The organism is Pseudocitrobacter sp. RIT415, assembly GCF_003057695.2.
Taxonomy (GTDB): domain Bacteria; phylum Pseudomonadota; class Gammaproteobacteria; order Enterobacterales; family Enterobacteriaceae; genus Pseudocitrobacter; species Pseudocitrobacter faecalis.
On sequence record NZ_QBJC02000002.1, the window covers coordinates 61,773 to 83,030 of the forward strand.

A 21,258-nucleotide genomic window follows, 5' to 3' on the forward strand; every position below is an offset into this window, starting at 1 on the left:
ATGGGGACATCTTTACCCCATCAACAGCCACGTTGCCGGGATGGCGGCAACCAGTAATAAGCCAATCAATGCCAGTTCGCGACGTTTTAGCAGCACATTATCGACATGAGTGCGACGCGCATAGAGAAACACCAACAGCCCGGGCGCGTAGAGCACAACGGATAACAGCAGATGCATCGGCCCGGACGCATACAGTAACCATAAGCCATAAATGCACGCACCGATACCCACGGCTTTATGCAGCGGTCGGGTGGCAATTTTCAGCAGAAACGCGCCTACGAGGAAATAGGGTACCAGAATCATCTCGGAGGCGATGGTCAGCAGTGTATTGTAATCCGAGCCCGTCATCCAGATAAGCACCAGGCTCACCTGCACGCTAATGTTAGTCAGCCAAAGCGATGCCGACGGCGCATTGTTGGCATTCTGGCGAGCAAACACGCGTGGAAAAGCTTTATGCGTCGCCGCCAGCAGCGGCACTTCCGCCGCCATAATCGTCCAGCTCAGATAAGCCCCGCACACGGAGACAATCAGCCCGGCGGCAATGACGATTTCACCCCAGGAGCCCATCATTTTGACCATCAATCCGGCCATCGATGGATTACGCATTTCCGCCAGTTCCGGACGCGCAACCACACCCAGCGACAGTAGCGTCACCAGCAGATAAACCCCGAGAGCGGAAAGCACCGCCAGCAGCGTAGCGCGGCCTACATCTTTCTTGTTACGTGCGCGTGCAGAAACCACCACCGCGCCTTCCACGCCGATGAACACCCACAGGGTAATGAGCATGGTGTTTTTCACCTGCTCCCATACCGGCACGCCCAGTTCAATGCCGCTAAAATCGAGCGAGAAGGTGTCCATTTTGAAGGCAATAGCCGCGAGAACGATGAACAGACCGAGCGGTACCAGTTTTGCCAGCGTCGCGACAAGATTAATACCCGCCGCCGTTTGTACGCCGCGCAATACCAGGAAGTGAACGATCCACAGCAGAACAGAGGCGCCGACAATCGATTGCCAGGTATTTCCGTCGCCAAACAGACGCAGTTCTGGCGTATCGGTAAAAAAGCTCAGCGCTGAGAAGACAATAACCAGATAGGAGACGTTGGCGATAACCGCACACAGCCAGTAGCCCCATGCAGAGCAGAAACCAATCAGTTCGCCGAAGCCTTCACGGGCGTAGGTAAAAATACCGCCGTCCAGGTCCGGGCGAATGCGGGTCAGGATTAACATCGCAATTGCCAGAAACAGGATCCCAACCCCGGTAATGGCCCAGCCAATAAGCAGCGCAACCGGGCTGGCGACAGCCGCCATATTCTGTGGAAGGCTGAAAACACCCGCGCCAAGCATGGAGCTCAAAACAAGGGCGGTCAGGGCGCTAAGGCCAAGTTTCTTTTCCATGAGGATCCTGTTGTAAACGACATCAAACCAGAATATTTATTTGGCGAAATCGCATAAACATGGAAGATTGCGCCAGGCGCGCGATTTTACGGAGTGTGGGGAGTGCATGCAATGAGTTCAGGCATAAAAGCGTAAAAAAGGCGGCAAGCGCCGCCTTTATGCACAACCTAAATTACTTATAGAGGTCGGCGCTGATGGTGACGTTCCCGCCACGTTCCTGCCACTGGCGCGTAATATGGTAGTACTTCGCACCTTTTTTGGCTGCGCGTTTGGCAACCTGGTAGGAGACTTCAGACATATTGCCGTAGTTGCCGGTGAACTTCACGCTGTCGAACGGAATCATCTGCGCGGCAGTGATTTTGTTCAACTCTTCAACTTTAGTGCCATCCGGCAGCGTGACAGTGTAACGTCCGCCTTTAGATGACTGTGTTTCGAAGAAACGACCTACACCGGTACCGGCGCCCACGGAAGCAGTGGTTGCCACGCCAGGGATCTCCACGGTTTTGGCTTCTTCGCCACCTTTCGCCAGTTTTGCACGACCTGCTTCGGAATCAGCCGGGATCGCATCCGGGCTTTGCAGCACGCGTTTTTTGGCATCTTCTTTATAGATGAAGGCGGTAATGCGCTGATTGCCGCCCTGGTTGGCATCAACCTGACGCACGATATAGAACGAATATGCTCCTTTAGCTTTTGCCGCTTTGGTGATGGCGTCGTTCACTTCCGGCTGGCTGCGGTAGAAGCCCTGGATAGTCACGGTATCGTACGGTTCGAGAGTCACGGCCTGATCTTTTGGCAGTTCCATCACGCCGTTAATGATGCGGTTATTCGGGGCATCGGCTTTGGCAGCATCCTCTTTGTAGAGATCGGCTGTCACGCGCCAGTTACCGCCATTGCCATAATCGGAGGTATCAACCACATAAAAAGAGGCAGCGCCTTCTTTATCTGCTTTACGGGAAACGGCCTGAACGGCATCGCCAATCGCATTAAAGCGGCCGGTAACCACGACACGGTCGTAAGGTTTCAGTGCGGCTGCTTGCTCCGGCGTCAATTCTGTCGCTGCGTGAGCGGACACAGCCGCGGCAGACAACAGAGCGGACACGAGGAGAGTGTTCTTAAGCTTCATAAAAATAATCCTTCGCCTTGCGCAAACCAGGTACTGGTGTTGTTGTTGACTGAAAACCCAATGATTATTGCATTTAATTCGACTCACTGTCTGCGTGATTTTTCACATCAGATGCGAAGCGGATAACTGTTTTGCATAACTTTTCGCGATATGTTGAAAAAACAGGCTCTTGACCGGAAAAGCGGGTCATCGATATCACTTTTTCAAGTTAATATATTGTTAAATCGCTTCATCACTCTGGCGAAAAATCATGTTTTGCCGCTTCGCTTAAGCGAATTATCAGGCCTGGCTATCAATTTCAGGTAAATATCCCTGACCTGCTTATGCAAAGTAATTTTTCCTGCATAAAATCAAAAATAGTGTTTTCAGGTTGTAGATCACAACGGGTATTTTCAGTAGGTTATAGAAAGTTTGTTACTGTTTTATTTTTGGGTTGATGAACGACTGTGCGTTTATTGCGCCAGCGGTTCTGACCTGGTATGACGGCAAACCATCATTAAAAACCGATGGAAGGGAAAACTATGCGTATTGGTGTACCAAAAGAGAGGTGGCCCCAGGAGACGCGAGTGGCGGCAACACCGAAAACGGTGGAACAACTGCTAAAACTTGGCTTCAGCGTGGCGGTGGAAAGCGGTGCGGGTAAACTGGCAAGTTTTGAGGACGACGCGTTTACTCAGGCGGGCGCAGAAATTGTCGACGGTGATAATGTCTGGCATGCCGACGTTATTTTGAAAGTTAATGCGCCGCTGGAGGAAGAAATTGCGCTGCTCAATCCGGGCACGACGCTGATTAGCTTTATCTGGCCGGCCCAGAATCCGGAATTAATGGAAAAACTGGCCGCGCGCAGTATTAACGTGATGGCGATGGACTCCGTGCCGCGTATTTCGCGTGCGCAGTCGCTTGATGCCCTGAGCTCCATGGCCAATATCGCCGGTTATCGGGCGATTGTCGAAGCGGCGCATGAATTTGGTCGTTTCTTCACCGGGCAGATTACTGCCGCAGGTAAAGTACCGCCGGCAAAAGTGATGGTCATTGGTGCTGGCGTAGCGGGTCTGGCGGCAATTGGCGCAGCTAATAGCCTTGGCGCGATTGTACGTGCCTTCGATACTCGTCCTGAAGTGAAAGAGCAGGTACAGAGTATGGGCGCGGAGTTCCTTGAGCTCGACTTCAAAGAAGAAGCGGGCAGTGGGGACGGCTATGCCAAAGTGATGTCTGATGCGTTTATCAAAGCGGAAATGGCACTCTTCGCTGCACAGGCAAAAGAGGTCGACATTATTGTCACCACGGCATTGATTCCGGGCAAACCGGCACCGAAGCTCATCACCCGCGAAATGGTTGACTCCATGACGCCGGGCAGTGTGATTGTTGACCTCGCGGCGCAAAATGGCGGTAACTGTGAATATACGGTCGCCAATGAAGTGGTCACCACCGCGGGCGGTGTGAAAGTGATTGGTTATACGGATTTACCCGGTCGTTTGCCGACGCAATCGTCCCAGCTTTACGGGACTAATCTGCTGAACTTGCTGAAACTGCTGTGCAAAGAGAAAGAGGGTTCTATTACCATCGATTTCGAAGACGTTGTTGTGCGTGGCGTGACGGTGGTACGTGAAGGAGAAGTCACCTGGCCTGCGCCGCCGATTCCCGTTTCCGCTCAGCCTCAGGCCGCTGCGAAGACTGTTGAAGCGCCAAAAGAGCCGGAGAAACCCGTCTCCCCGTGGCGTAAATACGCCATGATTGCCCTGGCGATAATTCTGTTTGGCTGGCTTGCCAACGTTGCGCCGAAAGAGTTCCTCGGTCACTTTACCGTCTTTGCGCTTTCCTGCGTGGTGGGTTACTACGTGGTGTGGAACGTCTCACATGCACTGCATACCCCGCTGATGTCGGTCACTAACGCCATCTCGGGGATTATCGTCGTCGGCGCGTTGCTGCAAATTGGCGACGGTGGTTGGGTAAGCTTCCTGAGCTTTATCGCGGTGCTGATCGCCAGCATTAATATTTTTGGTGGATTCACCGTCACTCAGCGCATGCTGAAAATGTTCCGGAAGAACTAAGGGGTAGCACATGTCTGGAGGATTAGTTACTGCTGCATACATTGTTGCCGCAATCCTGTTTATTTTCAGTCTTGCCGGGCTTTCAAAGCACGAGACATCTAAGCAGGGGAATACGTTTGGTATCACGGGGATGGCGATTGCGCTAATTGCCACTATCTTTGGGCCGGATACGCATAATGTGGTGTGGATTATTATCGCAATGGCGATCGGCGGCGCGATTGGTATCCGTCTGGCGAAGAAAGTCGAAATGACCGAAATGCCGGAACTGGTGGCGATTCTGCACAGCTTTGTCGGTCTCGCCGCGGTGCTGGTGGGCTTTAACAGTTACCTGCATCACGATGCTGGTCAGGAACAGATTCTGGTCAATATCCACCTGACGGAAGTGTTCTTAGGGATCTTTATCGGTGCGGTGACCTTCACCGGTTCGGTGGTGGCCTACGGTAAATTGTGCGGCAAAATCTCGTCTAAACCGTTGATGCTGCCGAACCGCCATAAACTGAATCTGGCGGCGCTGGTGGTTTCCTTCCTGCTGCTGGTGGTTTTCGTTCGCACGGATAGCGTCGGTCTGCAAGGGCTGGTGCTGGTTGTCATGACCGCTATCGCGCTGGCCTTTGGCTGGCATCTGGTGGCATCCATCGGTGGGGCGGATATGCCGGTGGTGGTGTCAATGCTGAACTCCTATTCTGGTTGGGCGGCAGCGGCAGCGGGCTTCATGCTCAGTAACGACCTGCTAATCGTAACAGGCGCGCTGGTCGGTTCTTCCGGTGCGATTCTGTCGTACATCATGTGTAAAGCGATGAACCGTTCATTCTTTAGCGTGATAGCGGGCGGCTTCGGCTCCGACGGTTCTTCGACCGGCGGCGATGAAGAGATGGGCGAATACCGCGAAATCACTGCGGAAGATACCGCGGAAATGCTGAAGAATTCGCATTCAGTTATCATCACCCCAGGCTACGGCATGGCGGTGGCGCAGGCGCAGTATCCGGTGGCGGAAATCACCGAGAAGCTGCGTGCACGCGGGGTTAACGTCCGTTTTGGTATTCACCCGGTTGCCGGGCGTTTACCGGGGCACATGAACGTACTGCTGGCGGAAGCCAAAGTGCCGTATGACATCGTGCTGGAAATGGACGAAATCAACGACGACTTCAGTGATACAGACACCGTGCTGGTCATTGGCGCTAACGACACCGTTAACCCGGCGGCGCAGGACGATCCGAAGAGTCCTATCGCGGGCATGCCGGTTCTGGAAGTCTGGAAGGCGCAGAATGTCATCGTCTTCAAACGTTCCATGAACACGGGTTATGCCGGCGTACAGAACCCGTTGTTCTTTAAAGAGAACACGCAGATGCTGTTCGGTGATGCGAAAGCCAGTGTCGATGCGATTCTGAAATCTCTGTAAGAGTCATGTCAGAGAAGCCGTCTCTTTCGAGAGACGGTTTTTTTTTGCACAGGATTGCTTTTGGTCAAAAAACAGACACTGCAATGTGATATACTTCACAGGTTCCTTCAAAAACAGAGGCTTTTATGGATACCGAATTGACCCCCGCACAGCTGGCTATTGAATATCTTCGTCGTGATACCACTGTGCTTACGCCCGCGCAATACCTCAAAAAACTGAAACAGCTGGAATTAGAATTCGCTGACCTGATGGCGCTTTCTTCTCTTGAGCTGAAAGAAGAGATCGACCTTGCCTGGCGCTACGGTATTCATTAATGCAGCGCGGCTGCAAAAAATAAACCCGCCGTAATGGCGGGTTTATTGTTTCTGACGTCAGTGTTATCCCTTAATCGTCTTCGTCGTCATCCAGTTCGACAGGTGTCTCATAGTCGTTCGGTTTAATGGCCAGCAAATCACAGCGCAGATGATCGATAACTTGTTCCGCTGTATTGCCCAGGAATGCCGCAGAAAGCCCGGTACGACCGACCGTACCCAACACGACAACCCCCGCTTCAAGATGCTCTGCGAGATCGGGGATCACTTCTTCAGGTAACCCCTTTTCGACGTGGGTAAACTTCTCATCGATACCATATTTCTGACGTAATGCTTTCATTGCCAGCAAATGCTGACCACGAATCGCATCGTTATAAACGCTTGGGTCAAAATCGGGCAGTTCAATGGCAATATTGATCGGCGTAACAGGGTAGGCACCCACCAAATGCACTTCTGTATGATTTACCAGTTGCGCCAGTTCCAGCGTTTCTTTAACCAGTCTGTCGTTTAACGCATTATGATAGGGCTCTTCGCTGGCGAGGTTGACCGCTACCAGCGCTTTCCCGCCTTCCGGCCACGGTTGGTCTTTCACCATCCACACCGGGCACGGGCATTTACGCAGCAGGTGCCAGTCGGTTGGGGTGAAAATAACGGATTCCAGTTTGTCGTGCTGATGCGCCATTTTCAGCAGTAAATCGTGACCGCCGCTAATGACTTCCTGAATGATGGCTTCGAAAGGACGGTTGTGCCAGACCACTTTGATTTCAATGGGCACGCCTGCTTCAATGTAATATTTCGCCTGCTCGCGGATCCATGCGGCACGTTGGCTAATGACCCCCTGGCGCATGGCTGTTCGCTCGTCGGGAGACAGCAGCGTCGTCATTTCATACGAAAAATCATAGATAGGCAAAAATGCCTTAATGGTGCCACCAATCCGTTGATGTAGATAAACGGCACGCCGCAATGCGGGCTGATCGTCCTGGTTAGGATCGATGGCTACCAGCATGTTTTGATACTTGGCCATACAGGGTCTCCTTACAACTGTAACCTCAGTTCGTCTTTAAAAGATAACTCATATGGAGTGAATGAAACAGGGGAGAACCTTCGCAAGATCAATAAATGAGGGAAATTTAATAAAGACGGGAGGATAAATCTGAAGGGAAATAAAACAGTGAGAAAAACGCGCTTATCCCGGAGAGGAAAGTCTAAACAAAAAGGCCGCATCGCTGCGACCCTGATATTTCCGCCCTTACGCGTGCAGAAACGCTCTCATCACCCATGCGACCGCGATGCAGCCCAGGGTCCATTGCACAACAAAACTCATACTCTCAACCAACTTATTCTTTTAACGGCCCGTTTGGCCAGATACTTCTTTCCACGTTAACGCGCAGATACTGACTCTTAAGGTACTGCTGACTGTGATCAAGATCCACTTTTTTGACATGTTTTAGGAAACTTAAACATGAATTTTCTTCAAGTTTACTGAAATTTTCTCGTTTGCATACGAACGTTTGTTGTGTGATTGTGGACGTATAGCCATCCAGAAGTCTTTATTCAAAAAACAAATAATCACGTTCAGCAATGGTTAACTGGACGTTATGGAGATCACATGCAAAGTCAACACGCTCCGTTCCGCGCCGATGTCGTGGGCAGTTTTTTACGACCGGACACCATTAAGCTCGCCCGCCAGCAATTTGCGCAGGGGGAGATCACTGCACAGCAACTGCGTGCGGTCGAAGATGAGGCGATTCGCCACGTAGTGGAACAACAATGCTCATGCGGTTTGCATATCGTTACCGACGGTGAATTCCGCCGCGCATGGTGGCACTTCGACTTCTTCGATGGCCTTCAGGGCGTCGAACGTTATGATTCAGAGCAGGGGATTCAGTTTAATGGCGTGCAAACCAAAGCGCACGGGGTTCGCGTGACGGGTAAGTTAGGCTTTGGTGAACACCCGATGCTCAATGACTTCCGTTATCTGAAGAGCATCAGCGGTAACGCGACGCCTAAAATGACCATTCCCAGCCCCAGCGTGCTGCATTTTCGCGGTGGTCGTAAAGATATTGATGCGGATGTCTATCCCGATCTTGAGGCTTATTTTGACGATCTGGCGACCACCTGGCGCGATGCGATTCAGGCGTTTTATGCAGCCGGCTGCCGTTATTTACAGCTTGATGACACCGTATGGGCCTATTTATGTTCAGATGCGCAACGTCAGCAAATTCGTGAGCGTGGGGACGATCCGGATCAGCTCGCGCGTATTTATGCTCGCGTGATTAATAAGGCGCTGGAGAATAAACCGGCAGACCTGATAATTGGCTTACATGTTTGCCGTGGTAATTTCCGTTCGACCTGGATTTCAGAGGGCGGCTATGAGCCTGTAGCGGAAATATTATTTGGCAGCGTCAATGTCGATGCTTTTTATCTGGAATATGACAATGACCGTTCCGGGGATTTCGCACCGCTACGCTTCGTTCGTCCCGGTCATCAGCAGGTCGTGCTTGGGCTGGTGACTACCAAAAATGGTGAGCTGGAAAACCCAGAAGGAATCAAGGCTCGTTTGGAGGAAGCTTCTCAGTTTGTGGCGAAAAATCAAATTTGCCTCAGCCCACAGTGTGGTTTCGCTTCAACAGAAGAAGGGAACAGCCTGACACCGGCACAGCAGTGGGACAAAATCAAATTAATTACCGAAATAGCTGAACAGTTCTGGTAATTCACTATCGTATCTCATGAAGCCGCACAATGCTGCGGCTTTTTTTTATTTTTAAGAAATACCCTGGAAAAATTATACGGCTGAAAGAACCATATCACTAATATAACAGGATTGGGTCGAGTTGATTAAAATGATTAATCCGATAGTTATTTACGAATATACATAATGGTGAGTGCGGCGTAATTTTACTCCTGACCCGCAGAGGTTGGCACATATAAAAAGGATGGCAGGAAATACATCAACGTTTTTCCCATCGACTATACTGCATCTGACCCAAACAGATTCCCAGTGCTTCAGGCAATGGGCTGGTGCGGTTTTAGCAGTACCTTCATCTACCTGCGTACCACTTTACGTTAACGGCATTTAATCGACACAAGGGGTTCATTCTATGGCATTCGTAACGACTAAAGATGGCGTCAATATTTTCTTCAAAGACTGGGGCCCGAAAGAGGCACAACCGATTGTTTTCCATCACGGTTGGCCGTTAAGCGCTGATGACTGGGACAACCAGATGCTGTTCTTCCTCGCTGAGGGGTTCCGGGTTATCGCTATCGACCGTCGTGGGCATGGCCGTTCCGATCAGGTGAGTGAAGGGCACGACATGGATCACTATGCTGCAGATGCTTCAGCCGTTGTTGAACATCTCGACCTGCACAATGCTGTGCATGTCGGGCACTCAACCGGGGGCGGTCAGGTGGCGCGTTATGTGGCGAAATTTGGTCAACCGCAGGGACGTGTAGCGAAAGCTGTACTGGTGAGTTCCGTTCCTCCGTTAATGGTTAAAACAGAGGCTAACCCTGGCGGTACGCCGGTTGAAGTATTTGATGGCTTCCGTAAAGCACTGGCGGCAAACCGCGCGCAGTTTTATCTCGACGTCGCGTCCGGCCCGTTCTACGGCTTTAACCGTGACGGCGCGGAAGTGTCTCAGGGGACGATTCAGAACTGGTGGCGTCAGGGGATGACGGGTAGTGCGAAGGCGCATTATGAAGGTATCAAAGCGTTTTCAGAAACCGATCAAACGGAAGATCTGAAAGCGATCACCGTACCGGTTCTGGTACTTCAGGGCGATGATGACCAGGTTGTGCCGTACAAAAATGCGGCCATTTTGCAGGATAAACTTCTAAGTAACAGCACGCTGCGTATTTATCCAGGCTACCCGCATGGTATGCATACCACGCATGCGGACGTGATTAACGCGGATATTCTGAAATTTATTCGTGGCTAATTGCCTGATAAGCTGAATAAAAAAGGGAAGCGAATAGCTTCCCTTTTTAATGTGTAAAACAGAAGGAAATCAGGCGACGTTACGCGTGTGCCCCGCGAGAACCGCCAGCGCATCGCTGTTCTCGATGGTGATGTATTTCCCTTTCACCGCCAGCATACCGCTTTTCTGGAAACGCCCCAGAAGACGGCTGATGGTTTCAACGGTCAGGCCAAGATAGTTACCAATATCGCCACGCGTCATGGTCAGACGGAATTCACGCGGAGAAAAACCACGCTGCGCAAAACGACGAGAAAGGTTATAGATAAACGCCGCCAGACGCTCTTCCGCATTCTTTTTGGAAAGCAGCAGGATCATGTCCTGATCGCCTTTGATCTCGCCGCTCATCAGACGCATCATCTGCTGACGCAGGTTAGGCATTTTCCCGGAAAGATCGTCAAGTGTCTCGAACGGAATTTCGCAGACCATTGAGGTTTCCAGCGCCTGCGCAAAACTCGGGTGGTGCCCGGTGCCGATGGCGTCGAAGCCAACCAGATCGCCCGCAAGATGGAAACCGGTAATCTGTTCATCGCCTTGTTCGGTGATGGTGTAGCTCTTGATTGTGCCTGAACGGATCGCGTACAGAGACTTCAGCTCGTCACCCGCTTTGAACAGGGTCTGACCCTTCTGGATGGGCTTTTTACGCTCGATAATGTTATCCAGCTGATCAAGCTCATGTTCATTAAGAGTGAACGGGATGCAAAGCTGGCTGATGCTGCAATCCTGACAGTGGATAGCACAACCGCCAGATTGAATGCGTCGTATAATTCGCTTTTCCGGGATCATAAGTCTGCTCAAGCCGTAATTGATATTGGTCAATTTTAACATCTTTTTGGAGAGCAGGTAAGTAGCGAAGTCCTGATTCACCCAATATTAAAAAGGTAAATAGTTTACGCATTTTATCTTATTGATAATTAATATATTATTTGGAGCCTTTAGGCTCTCTTGCAGTTAATGGTTCCGGAAAACGGCACATAACATCAAAGAAGAAGATAGCCTTCGTGGCGCAAAAGCCACTCTTTACGCTGAACACCCCCCGCATAACCGGTCATGGTGCCGTTTCGCCCAATGACCCGATGACAGGGAACCACAATACTGACCGGATTCGACCCGTTAGCAGCGCCAACTGCCCGCGCAGCGCCGGGGCGACCTAACTGCGCTGCCAGTTGACCATAGTGCATAACCTGACCGCAGGGAATGCTGCGCAACGCCTGCCACACTTCGCGCTGAAATGGGGTGCCTGCTGTGGTGGTGGGTAAGGTTTCGATAACGCTCAGGTCACCTTCAAAGTAGTCCGCCAGTTTTTGACTCAGCCCGCCAGGGTTTTGCGCCGCAACGCGTGCATAGCCCTCGACGCGATAGTGAATATCCAGCAACTGTTCCATCCGATCGCTGTGCTCTTCCCACTCAACGGCACGCAGGTGAAATGTTTCATCACAGAGTATCCACAGCGGCCCAAGCGGTGTGGCGATTTTATCTTCAAGCAAGGTTAGCATTAATTCTCTACCTGTTGTTAAAGCACAAGTTTTGTTCAGAATATCATGGGCCCTGGGCGAGAGGTATACTCCTGAATTGTCAATTGCGATGCATCGTTGGCGGGATAGAGACAGAGAAGAAAAACAGGGATTCGACGACATCCTCGAATCCCATAGTCAACAGCCGGGCGTTTCCAAACGGTTTCCGCATTTTTATCCGTCGTGCAGATAAAATATTTATAACGGTTTTTGGCGTGATTGCCAGAAAACCAAGGTGACATATTTCACATAATAGCAACAAAAACAAAACATTAGTGACGTTAACGTATTAGTTAAGCGCTGTTGAAATCTTCCACGGATGGGGCAGGGAATAATCAGTCAGGCGCGATGATACAGGTCTGATGGGAAAACGCATTGAGACGCGTGTTCTGCGTCGCTATAGTAGGACGTCCGATGCAAACTGGGAGATCCTCATGAACCTTGACGACAAATCGCTGTTTCTTGACGCCATGGAGGATGTTCAGCCACTAAAACGCGCGCAGGATGTGCACTGGCAGCCCGCCCACAATGCGCGTGCGCCACAGCGCATCGACACTCTGCAACTTGATAACTTTCTCACGACTGGTTTTCTTGACATCATCCCGCTCTCCACGCCGCTTGAATTTAAACGGGAAGGGCTACAAACCGGCGTGCTCGATAAACTCCGGCAGGGCAAATACAGCCAACAGGCGAGTCTGAATCTGCTGCGCCAACCGGTTGAACAGTGTCGACAGAATCTGTACGCGTTTATCCTGGAGGCGCAAAAAGAGGGGTTGCGTAACCTTTTGATTATCCACGGTAAAGGCAAGGCAGAAAATTCACATGCCAATATTGTACGTAGCTATCTGGCGCGCTGGCTGACGGAATTTGATGACGTCCAGGCCTTTTGTAGCGCGCTACCGCACCATGGCGGTAGCGGGGCGTGCTATGTGGCGCTGCGTAAATCGGAAGCCGCCAGGCAGGAAAACTGGGAGCGCCACGCCAAACGTAGCCGTTAACGCAGCAGCAAAGAGAGTTCTGTGGCGGCTTTTTGCAGTTCCGGCAGAATGCGCGACAATAATTCTTCCGCCGACACCTGGCCTGCATGCACGCCGACATTCAGTGCGGCTTCTACCTGGCCTTGCGGGTTAAACAGCGGAACCGCCAGAGAACGCAGCCCCATTTCAAGCTCCTGATCGTTTAACGCATAGCCCTGCTGGCGCACCCGTTTCAGCTCGCTTTTCAACTTACTCACTGAAGAAATCGTCTGCGGCGTATAGCGGATCATGGTGATGCGCGCCAGCATATCATTGAGTTTCTCTTCCGGTTGATAGCTCAGAAGGACGCGGCCCATGGAGGTCGACCAGGCGGGCAGGCGACTGCCGATATCCAGATCAATCGTCATAATCCGCGAACTGGACGCCCTGGCAATATAGAGAATATCGTCACCGTCCAGCGTGGCAATGGAGCACGATTCATTGAGCATGTCGCTTAAGTGTTTCAGCACCGGCTGCGCTGAGCGCGCGAGCGGCGTTGACGCCAGCCAGGCGTGGCCGAGCGACAAAATCCGCGGGCGAAGCTGAAAGTTTTTGCCATCTTCCGCGTAGACAAACCCCAGTTTGCCTAGCGTATACAAACAACGACGCACGGCAGCGCGTGGAATGCCGGTTTTCTGGCTAATCTGGGAAATGGACATCAAACGTCGTTGCGGGGTAAAGGCCTGAATCACTTCCAGGCCGCGCGCCAGCGACGCCATAAAATTCGGATCGCCCTTAAACGGATCGCTATCGCCCGTCAGAATATCGTCTGGATGTTTCTCCATTTTTCTCTCCCTATTTGCCATCGATCACATTCTTTCGCTAAAGATACATGATGTTCGATTATCGCACCATATTTCGATTATCGCCCTTGACCGACATCGTTAACCGGGTCACATTTTGTTCGAACAACGAATAAAAGTGCGATAACCGCACATCAAGGAGCAACCTTATGATTGATAAAAGTGTATCGACACTGATCGATGCCGTGGCGGGGATCCCCGATGGGGCGACCATCATGATTGGCGGTTTTGGCCCCGCCGGACAACCGACCTACCTGATTGACGCGCTGATTGAACAGGGCGCGAGCGATCTGACCATCATTAACAACAACGCGGGTAACGGTGAGATTGGCCTGGCGGCGCTGCTCAAAGCGGGCCGTGTGCGCAAAATGATCTGCTCATTCCCGCGCCAGGTCGACTCGCAGATTTTCGATGATCTCTATCGCCGTGGCAAAGTTGAACTGGAACTGGTGCCACAGGGTAACCTGGCGGCGCGCATTCAGGCGGCAGGTTCCGGTCTTGGGGCGGTGTTTACCCCAACCGGCTACGGTACTCCGCTGGCCGAAGGCAAAGAAACGCGTGAAATCGATGGGCGTCACTATGTCCTGGAATATCCGATTAAAGCGGACTACGCGCTGATAAAAGCCCATCAGGCGGATCGCTGGGGCAATCTGGTGTATCGCAAAGCGGCGCGGAATTTCGGGCCGATTATGGCTACGGCGGCAAAAACCACCGTAGCAGAAGTCTCGAATCTGGTCACGCTCGGTGAACTGGACCCGGAAAACATTATCACCCCGGGGATCTTCGTACAGCGCGTCTTCTCGCTGGAAAATCTCACCGCACACGCGCAGCGCGCATAAGGAGCCTCCAATGCAAAAATTGTCTCGTGACGATATGGCGAAACGCGTCGCTCAGGATATCCCGGAAGGGGCTTACGTGAATCTGGGCATTGGCCTGCCGACCCGCATTGCTAACTATCTGCCGACAGATAAAGAAATTTTCCTGCACAGCGAAAATGGCCTGCTGGGCATGGGGCCAAAACCACAGCCGGGCGAAGAAGATCCTGAATTGATTAATGCCGGCAAAGAGTATGTCACACTTTTGCAGGGCGGCTGCTTTTTCCATCACGGCGACTCATTTGCCATGATGCGCGGGGGGCATCTGGATATCTGCGTACTTGGCGCGTATCAGGTTTCTGCCAGCGGGGATCTCGCAAACTGGAGCACCGGCGCACCGGATGCCATCCCGGCAGTTGGCGGCGCGATGGATCTGGCTATCGGCGCGCGTCAGGTCTTTGTCATGATGGACCATCTCACGCGCGACGGTGAGTGCAAGCTGGTTCAGCACTGTACCTATCCGCTGACCGGCGTGGGCTGTGTTAGTCGTATCTATACCGATCTTGCCGTCATTGATATCACCGCAAAAGGCCCGGTGGTACGCGAAATTTTCAATGACCTCTCTTTTGACGAGTTACAACGCGTCACCCCGGTCAAACTGATCAACGAACAAGTGGCGGAAACCGCGTAAGGAACTATGATGAATCAAGCATTTATCTGCGATGCGGTGCGGACACCGTTTGGCCGTTTCGGCGGCACGTTATCCAGCGTTCGCGCGGACGATCTCGGTGCATTGCCCCTTAAAGCCCTGCTGGAACGCAACCGCGGCCTTGACCCGGCGCGTATCGACGATGTGATTTACGGCTGTGCTAACCAGGCGGGGGAAGATAACCGCAACGTGGCGCGTATGGCGCTGCTGCTGGCCGGTTACCCGGAAACGGTGCCGGGCAGCACCATTAACCGTCTGTGTGGTTCAAGCCTCGATGCCATCGGTGTGGCGGCGCGCGCCATTAAAAGCGGTGAAACGCAGCTGATGATTGCGGGTGGTGTAGAGAGCATGTCACGTGCGCCGTTTGTGATGGGCAAGGCGGAAAGTGCCTTCAGCCGCAGCATGAAAATGGAAGACACCACTATTGGCTGGCGATTCATCAATGCGCAGATGAAAGCACGCTACGGCGTCGATTCGATGCCGGAAACAGCGGAGAACGTGGCGACGGAATTTAATATTTCGCGGGCCGATCAGGATGCCTTTGCGTTACGCAGCCAGATGCGTACCGCACAGGCGCAGGCGAACGGCATGTTTAGCGACGAGCTCATTGCGGTTTCTATCCCGCAGCGTAAAGGCGAGCCGCTGAGTTTTACCCAGGATGAGCACCCGCGCAGTACTTCACTGGAGGCGCTGGCGAAGCTGAAAGGCGTAGTTCGCGTTGACGGTACCGTGACGGCGGGAAACGCCTCGGGCGTGAACGACGGTGCCTGTGCGCTCCTGCTGGCGAGCGAACAGGCGCTGGCGCAGAACGATTTACAGCCGCTGGCACGCGTGGTCGGCGTAGCGACGGCGGGCGTAGCGCCTCGCATTATGGGATTTGGCCCGGCACCAGCAGTGCGCAAAGTTTTGGCACAAACCGGGTTAACGCTCGGTCAGATGGATGTGATAGAACTGAATGAAGCTTTTGCCGCACAGGCGCTGGCGGTGCTGCGCGATTTAGGTCTGCCGGACGATGCGGCGCACGTTAACCCGCATGGCGGCGCGATTGCACTGGGTCACCCGCTGGGCGCATCCGGTGGTCGTCTGGCGATGACGGCGGCGTACCAGCTGCGCCGGACAGGCGGGCGTTACGCGCTGTGCACCATGTGTATTGGTGTGGGTCAGGGGATTGCGCTGATCATTGAACGCGTTTAAGGAGCTGGAATGAGTTTGTTGACCCCGTTATTGCGCGCTGGCGCACTAACGCATCTCTTCAGCGATGAACAGGTGGTTCAGGGGATGCTGGAGTTTGAGACTGCGCTGGCGCGGGCTCAGGCTCGGTGCGGTGTGATTCCGACCTCCGCGGTAGAGCCTATCGTTAATGCCTGTCAGTTCCACAACATTGACTTTCCGGCGCTGGCCGAGGCAGCCGCAAATGCTGGTAATCTGGCGATCCCGCTGGTTAAGCAGCTTACTCAGGTGGTGAAAGCGCAGGATGCTGAGGCCGCCCGCTACGTACACTGGGGTGCAACCAGTCAGGATGCCATTGATACAGGGCTGGTACTGCAATTACGCGCGGCGTTAACGCAAACCGACCGCGATCTCGCGGCGCTTACCGCCATACTGGCGCAGCAGGTTGAGCGCTATCGCACCACGATTATGCCGGGGCGTACCTGGATGCAGCACGCGCTGCCCATCACCTTCGGTCTGAAGCTCGCCGGAACCCTCGATGCGCTTTTGCGCTGGCAGGAACGGTTAACCCAGCTCCGATCACGTGTACTGGTGCTTCAGCTTGGCGGAGCGGCGGGCACGCTGGCATCGCTAAAAGCCGCGGGGCCGCAGGTGGGCGATGCGCTGGCGCAAACACTGGATCTGGCGCTTGCCGACACGCCGTGGCACAGCCAGCGCGACCGCTTGCTGGAAGTCGGCGCGTGGTACGCTGGGCTTTGCGGCACGCTGGCGAAATTTGCAAACGACTTCTCGTTATTAATGCAAACCGAAGTGGCGGAAGTCAGCGAGCCTATCGCCGAAGGGCGCGGCGGTTCATCGGCGATGCCCCATAAACGTAACCCGGTAAGCTGTGCGGCGATTCTTACGGCGGCACAGCGCACCCCAGGATTAATGGCGACGCTCTATGCCAGCCAGATACAGCAGCATGAACGTGCGCTTGGCGGCTGGCAGGCTGAGTGGGAAGTCCTTCCTGAACTGATTTCGCTAGTGGGCGGGGTCATCGCGCAAAGCGAATACCTGCTGCGCGGGATGCAGGTCAATGCAGCCAAAATGCGTGCTGACCTGGCGATTACCCACGGCCTGATTATGGCGGAAGCCGTCACGCTGGCACTAGCGGAATTTATCGGTAAAGCCGATGCCCATCATCTTGTGGAACAGCATTGTCATCAGGCTATCGATCAGGATCGTGCGTTGATTGAACTATTACAAAATGATCCCCGGATAAACCAACATCTCTCGGCGTCGACGCTGGCGCAACTGCTTGACCCGGCTACCGCGCTGGGCAGCAGTGACCATTTTGTGCGCCAGGTACTGGCGCGTTACAAGGAGCAGTGTCATGAACCTTCACTATCAAATTGACGGGCCACAAGACGCGCCTGTGATTGTCCTGTCGAACTCCCTTGGCACGTCGCTTTCTATGTGGGAGCCACAGGTTGCGGCGCTCACGAAACAGTTTCGCGTCCTGCGTTACGACACTCACGGCCATGGTCAGACAACGAAACGAGGAAAAGTGACTCTCGCCCAACTGGGCGAAGATGTCATTTCGCTGCTCGATCACCTGAATATTGCGAAAGCCCATTTTTGCGGCATCTCAATGGGCGGCCTGACGGGTATCTGGCTGGCGCGTTTTGCGCCGGAGCGCTTCATCTCCATTACAGTGGCCAATACCGCGGCGAAAATTGGCGAACAGTCAGCCTGGCTTTCGCGTGCACGTACGGTGCGGGAAGAGGGCATGGAGGTGGTGGCGGCAGGTTCAGCAGAGCGCTGGTTTACGCGCGCCTTCCGCCAGCATGAACCTGAAACGGTCGAGCAACTGGTGCATCAACTCGCCCGATCGGAAGCCGAAGGTTACGCTGAGTGCTGTGAAGCGTTGGCTGCGGCCGATTTACGCGGTGAAGTGGCAGCGATTCGTGTCCCCATGCTGATCATTGCCGGTGAGCACGATCCGGTAACGACCGTAGCCGATGCGGATTTCCTGCATCAACATATTTCTGGCTCACAGGAAATAACCCTTGCGGCATCACATCTCTCTAACGTCGAAGCGGCTGCTGCGTTTACAGAAGCCTTAACGGCCTTTGTTCGGGGGCAGAATGGACGATAAATCACATTATGAACTGGGTATGAACGTGCGGCGCAAGGTGCTGGGCGATTCTCACGTGAACCGTACGCTGGATAACCTTAATCCGTTCAACAGCGAGTTTCAGGATTTCATCAGCCGCTACGCATGGGGCGAAATCTGGACGCGTCCCGGCCTGGATCACCCTATGCGCAGCATGATAACCATCGCTATGCTGATTGCGCTTAATCGTGAGGCAGAGCTCAAAATGCACCTTCGCGCCGCGTTCAATAACGGTGTGACCCGTGACGAACTCAAAGAGTTGATTATGCATTCGGCGCTGTACTGCGGACTGCCCGCGGCCAATGCCACGATGCATCTGGCGCAGCAGGTCTTTGATGAACTTGACGCAGAATCTCCCTAAGCGCGCGTAAAAAAGCCAGCCCGTAGGGGCTGGCATTATCATGGCGCGACAGGTTATTCCCTGTTATCGACGTGCAACTGATGATGCGCCGTAGCGCTTTCGCTATCAGTGGCGATGGTCAGATAGTGGTCCGCAACGCCCGCTACTACAATCAATAGCAATAACACGATGGATGCTAATTTTAACCGCCTTCTCTCCCTGATTCGGCGCTGATCTGTCGTGTTAATAACCGGTTCCGCCAGGCGTTCGTGAAGCGACGCTCCACAGGTTGGCAGATAACCGAGTGCTCATGCTCATCATGACTTCATTAAACCCAGTTCGTAACGCGATGGGGCAGGTTTGCTCTACGGCAATTCATTAGTTTGGTGAATGCTCCACGAAAACGACGGCGATGTCCATATTTAGCTTAAGTATCATTCCCGCTACCCTTTTAATTGCACATCAAACAGGCACTTTTCCTGGTTATTGCGCGTGTCACCGTTTTGTGATCGTCCGGGAGTTGCAGGGTAAAGGAATAACGCATAGTACGCGCGACGGTCAGCACGGAGGCATGAACAAAAATGACGATGTTTGAAAAAATGATGGTGATATATCTGATAATTGGCGTCGTAAGTGGCCTGATTACCTGGCATCTGGCCCGCGATAAGCCGGGGATACGTTTAATTTGCGCACTGCTTATTGGTGCTACATGGCCGTTGAGCTTCCCCGTGGCGTTGCTGTTTGCACTCTTTTAATCCTGAACCGCCGTTTTGACATATCAGGAACAACGTGCGAGGATCCGCGCCGTTATTCAATTTGGTATTGAAATTAGTTATGAATAAGACGGTATTTTGCGCCATTGCATTAATGGCAGTTATCGGTGTCGGAACCCATGTTTCCGCTCAACGCGCGGTGGAATGTACACAACAGGGTGGCGCGGAAGCAGCATGCGTCGCCTCCGCATGGGATATGGAAAAGGTGAATCCTCTGCCGCAGTACAATCCGGATAATGGCGCACTGGAACCTGCGTCAAACACCGTATATCGCGCAGACTTTTCAGGACGCTAAGTAGCAAAAATCAAAAGCAGACAGCACACTGCTTTTGATTTTTTGCCGCTAAACCTTAAGAGAGCCAGCTAAAGCGCGCGAGCAGCAACGATGCCAGACCCACTGCTGCGACGACATTAATCAAGACAACGGTTTTGCTTGAGACGTCCATTATGATGCCCTTTGTGAGTTAACCAGAGGATTTATAGTTCGCATTTATCAGTTTCGCAATACTATTAAATGATGGTTATGATTATTAAGCGGGGAACGAAACGGTGAATACTCCTTTCGTACTCCGTTAGTCGAACTTGATCTACATCAAAAAAAATAGCATATTGCGCGCGGTTGTTAATTTATTATGCGGGCAATTTGGATGACGCTGTACCAGAATATGCTGATTTTCTACGCCGTGATGGCGACGCTATGTGCTTTTATTACCTGGTTCCTGACCAAAGAAACCCCCACCGTTCGCCTGATGGCGACCGTTTTGATCGGCGCGACCTGGCCGTTCAGTTTTCCCGTTGCCCTGATGCTTTCACTGTTCTGATTTCGGACAATTCGCTGGTAAACTCATGAGGAGAGCTGTATAAAAATACAGTTGTTCATCAGGAGATTACCTATGAAGCATTTTAACTCGATGATTGCCGGTGCCACGGTACGCTTTCATGACTTACCGGGTCAGGGCATCCCTGTTGTTTTTATTCACGGCCTCGGCTGCGCTTCTTCTTACGAATACCCCCGCATTGTTGCTGACGACGCCTTCCGTAACCGTCGGGCGTTGCTGATTGATCTCCCCGGTAGTGGTTACAGTGATAAACCTGCCGATTACTCATTCACCGTCAGCGCGCAGGCTCAGGTCGTCGCGGAGCTTCTTACCGGTCTGCACATTGATTCCTGCTATCTGTATGGTCACAGCATGGGAGGTAGCATCGCCATTGAAGCAGCGCATCTCCTGGGGCATCGTGTGCGCACTCTCGCGGTTTCCGAACCCAATTTTTATCCCGGTGGCGGTATGTTCAGCCGCAAGATTGCTGCACAAACAGAATCGGAATTTATTGCCAGCGGTTTTGCCCAGTTAATCGCGGCGGAAACGACACCGTGGAAGGGGTGTGTGCAGAATACGGCACCCTGGGCATTGTGGCGTGCCGCGAAGAGTCTGGTCGACGGCGTATCGCCAGACTGGATGTCACGTTTCCTGGCGCTGAGGTGTGAAAAAGCGCTGATTTACGGTGCGTATTCACTTCCCGCTTCGGATGCGGATGAAGTGGCCGCCGCGGGTATACCCTTGCGCATTATTTCTGATGCCGGGCACTGTATGTCCTGGGAAAATCCGTCCCAGTTGGCGAAATCGCTGGATGCCATCTTCTCAGGAACCCGGAACAAACACGCCATGTCGTTCGGCGTGTGAGCAGACTCGGCAACACGTTTTCTCT

General features: G+C 52.9%; 23 protein-coding genes. 16 read left to right on the forward strand and 7 right to left on the reverse strand.

Annotated elements, in window-relative coordinates:
• Positions 1–12 precede the first annotated feature (12 nt).
• Together DBY68_RS02785 and ydgH are read right to left on the reverse strand one after the other, a co-directional pair.
• Positions 13–1,395, reverse strand: a complete 1,383-nt coding sequence (locus DBY68_RS02785) for an amino acid permease (protein WP_108474343.1) — start codon at positions 1,393–1,395, stop codon at positions 13–15.
• Positions 1,396–1,567: 172 nt separating this feature from the next.
• Positions 1,568–2,518: a DUF1471 family protein YdgH gene (ydgH, locus tag DBY68_RS02790; RefSeq protein ID WP_108474342.1), complete on the reverse strand. Its 951-nt coding sequence runs from the start codon at positions 2,516–2,518 to the stop codon at positions 1,568–1,570.
• Positions 2,519–3,039: 521 nt separating this feature from the next.
• Here ydgH and pntA point away from each other — a divergent pair.
• From pntA to DBY68_RS02805, 3 genes are all read left to right on the forward strand, one after another.
• Positions 3,040–4,569 (forward strand): Re/Si-specific NAD(P)(+) transhydrogenase subunit alpha, encoded by a 1,530-nt coding sequence (gene pntA, locus DBY68_RS02795; RefSeq protein ID WP_108474341.1) that lies wholly within the window; start codon positions 3,040–3,042, stop codon positions 4,567–4,569.
• 10 nt (positions 4,570–4,579) lie between these two features.
• Positions 4,580–5,968 carry a Re/Si-specific NAD(P)(+) transhydrogenase subunit beta gene (gene pntB, locus DBY68_RS02800; RefSeq protein WP_108474340.1) on the forward strand — a complete coding sequence of 463 codons (1,389 nt, stop codon included), beginning with the start codon at positions 4,580–4,582 and terminating at the stop codon, positions 5,966–5,968.
• Between the two features lie 125 nt (positions 5,969–6,093).
• A complete protein-coding gene (locus DBY68_RS02805) occupies positions 6,094–6,282 on the forward strand; it encodes a YdiH family protein (RefSeq protein ID WP_108474339.1) in 189 nt (62 codons plus the stop codon).
• 70 nt (positions 6,283–6,352) lie between these two features.
• Here the strand turns inward: DBY68_RS02805 and uspE are convergent, their stop codons facing one another.
• Positions 6,353–7,303, reverse strand: coding sequence for a universal stress protein UspE (gene uspE / locus DBY68_RS02810; RefSeq protein WP_108474338.1), 951 nt, complete (start codon positions 7,301–7,303; stop codon positions 6,353–6,355).
• A gap of 585 nt (positions 7,304–7,888) precedes the next feature.
• Here uspE and DBY68_RS02815 point away from each other — a divergent pair.
• Together DBY68_RS02815 and DBY68_RS02820 are read left to right on the forward strand one after the other, a co-directional pair.
• Positions 7,889–8,992 (forward strand): cobalamin-independent methionine synthase II family protein, encoded by a 1,104-nt coding sequence (locus tag DBY68_RS02815; RefSeq protein ID WP_108474337.1) that lies wholly within the window; start codon positions 7,889–7,891, stop codon positions 8,990–8,992.
• 388 nt (positions 8,993–9,380) lie between these two features.
• A complete protein-coding gene (locus tag DBY68_RS02820) occupies positions 9,381–10,217 on the forward strand; it encodes an alpha/beta hydrolase (protein ID WP_108474336.1) in 837 nt (278 codons plus the stop codon).
• A 69-nt stretch (positions 10,218–10,286) separates the two neighbouring features.
• Here DBY68_RS02820 and fnr read toward each other — a convergent pair whose 3' ends face one another.
• A complete protein-coding gene (fnr, locus tag DBY68_RS02825) occupies positions 10,287–11,039 on the reverse strand; it encodes a fumarate/nitrate reduction transcriptional regulator Fnr (RefSeq protein WP_015964308.1) in 753 nt (250 codons plus the stop codon).
• Positions 11,040–11,233: 194 nt separating this feature from the next.
• A complete protein-coding gene (gene ogt / locus DBY68_RS02830; protein ID WP_108474335.1) occupies positions 11,234–11,749 on the reverse strand; it encodes a methylated-DNA--[protein]-cysteine S-methyltransferase in 516 nt (171 codons plus the stop codon).
• 452 nt (positions 11,750–12,201) lie between these two features.
• Here ogt and smrA point away from each other — a divergent pair, with 452 nt between their 5' ends.
• Positions 12,202–12,765, forward strand: a complete 564-nt coding sequence (gene smrA, locus DBY68_RS02835; protein WP_108474334.1) for a DNA endonuclease SmrA — start codon at positions 12,202–12,204, stop codon at positions 12,763–12,765.
• Here smrA and DBY68_RS02840 read toward each other — a convergent pair.
• Complete coding sequence (locus DBY68_RS02840) at positions 12,762–13,568, reverse strand: IclR family transcriptional regulator C-terminal domain-containing protein (protein ID WP_108474333.1); 807 nt, start codon at positions 13,566–13,568, stop codon at positions 12,762–12,764. The genes smrA and DBY68_RS02840 overlap by 4 nt on opposite strands.
• Positions 13,569–13,735: 167 nt before the next feature.
• Here DBY68_RS02840 and DBY68_RS02845 point away from each other — a divergent pair, with 167 nt between their 5' ends.
• The 8 genes from DBY68_RS02845 (at position 13,736) to DBY68_RS02880 (ending at position 19,846) form a co-directional block, all read left to right on the forward strand.
• Positions 13,736–14,425: a 3-oxoacid CoA-transferase subunit A gene (locus tag DBY68_RS02845; protein WP_108474332.1), complete on the forward strand. Its 690-nt coding sequence runs from the start codon at positions 13,736–13,738 to the stop codon at positions 14,423–14,425.
• Between the two features lie 10 nt (positions 14,426–14,435).
• Positions 14,436–15,092: a 3-oxoacid CoA-transferase subunit B gene (locus DBY68_RS02850; RefSeq protein ID WP_108474331.1), complete on the forward strand. Its 657-nt coding sequence runs from the start codon at positions 14,436–14,438 to the stop codon at positions 15,090–15,092.
• Positions 15,093–15,101: 9 nt separating this feature from the next.
• Positions 15,102–16,304 (forward strand): 3-oxoadipyl-CoA thiolase, encoded by a 1,203-nt coding sequence (gene pcaF, locus DBY68_RS02855; protein WP_108474330.1) that lies wholly within the window; start codon positions 15,102–15,104, stop codon positions 16,302–16,304.
• Positions 16,305–16,313: 9 nt separating this feature from the next.
• Positions 16,314–17,678, forward strand: a complete 1,365-nt coding sequence (locus DBY68_RS02860; protein WP_108474329.1) for a 3-carboxy-cis,cis-muconate cycloisomerase — start codon at positions 16,314–16,316, stop codon at positions 17,676–17,678.
• On the forward strand, positions 17,656–18,420 hold the full coding sequence (pcaD, locus tag DBY68_RS02865) for a 3-oxoadipate enol-lactonase (RefSeq protein ID WP_108474328.1): 765 nt from the start codon (positions 17,656–17,658) through the stop codon (positions 18,418–18,420). The genes DBY68_RS02860 and pcaD overlap by 23 nt, the downstream gene beginning before the upstream one ends.
• Positions 18,410–18,799, forward strand: coding sequence for a 4-carboxymuconolactone decarboxylase (gene pcaC, locus DBY68_RS02870; protein ID WP_108474327.1), 390 nt, complete (start codon positions 18,410–18,412; stop codon positions 18,797–18,799). The genes pcaD and pcaC overlap by 11 nt, the downstream gene beginning before the upstream one ends.
• Before the next feature lie 560 nt (positions 18,800–19,359).
• Positions 19,360–19,533, forward strand: a complete 174-nt coding sequence (locus DBY68_RS02875) for a GhoT/OrtT family toxin (RefSeq protein WP_108474326.1) — start codon at positions 19,360–19,362, stop codon at positions 19,531–19,533.
• 79 nt (positions 19,534–19,612) lie between these two features.
• Positions 19,613–19,846: a hypothetical protein gene (locus DBY68_RS02880; RefSeq protein WP_108474325.1), complete on the forward strand. Its 234-nt coding sequence runs from the start codon at positions 19,613–19,615 to the stop codon at positions 19,844–19,846.
• A gap of 55 nt (positions 19,847–19,901) precedes the next feature.
• Here DBY68_RS02880 and yncL read toward each other — a convergent pair whose 3' ends face one another.
• Positions 19,902–19,997 carry a stress response membrane protein YncL gene (gene yncL, locus DBY68_RS02885; protein ID WP_015964321.1) on the reverse strand — a complete coding sequence of 32 codons (96 nt, stop codon included), beginning with the start codon at positions 19,995–19,997 and terminating at the stop codon, positions 19,902–19,904.
• Positions 19,998–20,198: 201 nt separating this feature from the next.
• Between yncL and DBY68_RS02890 the strand changes: the two genes are divergently transcribed.
• Together DBY68_RS02890 and DBY68_RS02895 are read left to right on the forward strand one after the other, a co-directional pair.
• Positions 20,199–20,372 (forward strand): GhoT/OrtT family toxin, encoded by a 174-nt coding sequence (locus tag DBY68_RS02890; RefSeq protein WP_071843511.1) that lies wholly within the window; start codon positions 20,199–20,201, stop codon positions 20,370–20,372.
• Positions 20,373–20,444: 72 nt separating this feature from the next.
• Positions 20,445–21,233 (forward strand): alpha/beta hydrolase, encoded by a 789-nt coding sequence (locus DBY68_RS02895; protein WP_108474324.1) that lies wholly within the window; start codon positions 20,445–20,447, stop codon positions 21,231–21,233.
• Positions 21,234–21,258 lie beyond the last annotated feature (25 nt).

Bases quoted from the DNA above. Each gene is read 5' to 3' on its own strand.
- ydgH (WP_108474342.1), bottom strand. From the start codon at position 2,518: ATGAAGCTTAAGAACACTCTCCTCGTGTCCGCTCTGTTGTCTGCCGCG.
- pntA (WP_108474341.1), top strand. From the start codon at position 3,040: ATGCGTATTGGTGTACCAAAAGAGAGGTGGCCCCAGGAGACGCGAGTG.
- pcaC (WP_108474327.1), top strand. From the start codon at position 18,410: ATGGACGATAAATCACATTATGAACTGGGTATGAACGTGCGGCGCAAG.
- DBY68_RS02880 (WP_108474325.1), top strand. From the start codon at position 19,613: ATGAATAAGACGGTATTTTGCGCCATTGCATTAATGGCAGTTATCGGT.
- DBY68_RS02845 (WP_108474332.1), top strand. From the start codon at position 13,736: ATGATTGATAAAAGTGTATCGACACTGATCGATGCCGTGGCGGGGATC.
- uspE (WP_108474338.1), bottom strand. From the start codon at position 7,303: ATGGCCAAGTATCAAAACATGCTGGTAGCCATCGATCCTAACCAGGAC.
- pntB (WP_108474340.1), top strand. From the start codon at position 4,580: ATGTCTGGAGGATTAGTTACTGCTGCATACATTGTTGCCGCAATCCTG.
- yncL (WP_015964321.1), bottom strand. From the start codon at position 19,997: ATGGACGTCTCAAGCAAAACCGTTGTCTTGATTAATGTCGTCGCAGCA.
- DBY68_RS02875 (WP_108474326.1), top strand. From the start codon at position 19,360: ATGACGATGTTTGAAAAAATGATGGTGATATATCTGATAATTGGCGTC.
- DBY68_RS02890 (WP_071843511.1), top strand. From the start codon at position 20,199: ATGACGCTGTACCAGAATATGCTGATTTTCTACGCCGTGATGGCGACG.
- DBY68_RS02785 (WP_108474343.1), bottom strand. From the start codon at position 1,395: ATGGAAAAGAAACTTGGCCTTAGCGCCCTGACCGCCCTTGTTTTGAGC.
- ogt (WP_108474335.1), bottom strand. From the start codon at position 11,749: ATGCTAACCTTGCTTGAAGATAAAATCGCCACACCGCTTGGGCCGCTG.
- DBY68_RS02850 (WP_108474331.1), top strand. From the start codon at position 14,436: ATGCAAAAATTGTCTCGTGACGATATGGCGAAACGCGTCGCTCAGGAT.
- DBY68_RS02840 (WP_108474333.1), bottom strand. From the start codon at position 13,568: ATGGAGAAACATCCAGACGATATTCTGACGGGCGATAGCGATCCGTTT.
- DBY68_RS02895 (WP_108474324.1), top strand. From the start codon at position 20,445: ATGAAGCATTTTAACTCGATGATTGCCGGTGCCACGGTACGCTTTCAT.
- pcaF (WP_108474330.1), top strand. From the start codon at position 15,102: ATGAATCAAGCATTTATCTGCGATGCGGTGCGGACACCGTTTGGCCGT.
- smrA (WP_108474334.1), top strand. From the start codon at position 12,202: ATGAACCTTGACGACAAATCGCTGTTTCTTGACGCCATGGAGGATGTT.
- fnr (WP_015964308.1), bottom strand. From the start codon at position 11,039: ATGATCCCGGAAAAGCGAATTATACGACGCATTCAATCTGGCGGTTGT.
- DBY68_RS02860 (WP_108474329.1), top strand. From the start codon at position 16,314: ATGAGTTTGTTGACCCCGTTATTGCGCGCTGGCGCACTAACGCATCTC.
- DBY68_RS02815 (WP_108474337.1), top strand. From the start codon at position 7,889: ATGCAAAGTCAACACGCTCCGTTCCGCGCCGATGTCGTGGGCAGTTTT.
- pcaD (WP_108474328.1), top strand. From the start codon at position 17,656: ATGAACCTTCACTATCAAATTGACGGGCCACAAGACGCGCCTGTGATT.
- DBY68_RS02820 (WP_108474336.1), top strand. From the start codon at position 9,381: ATGGCATTCGTAACGACTAAAGATGGCGTCAATATTTTCTTCAAAGAC.
- DBY68_RS02805 (WP_108474339.1), top strand. From the start codon at position 6,094: ATGGATACCGAATTGACCCCCGCACAGCTGGCTATTGAATATCTTCGT.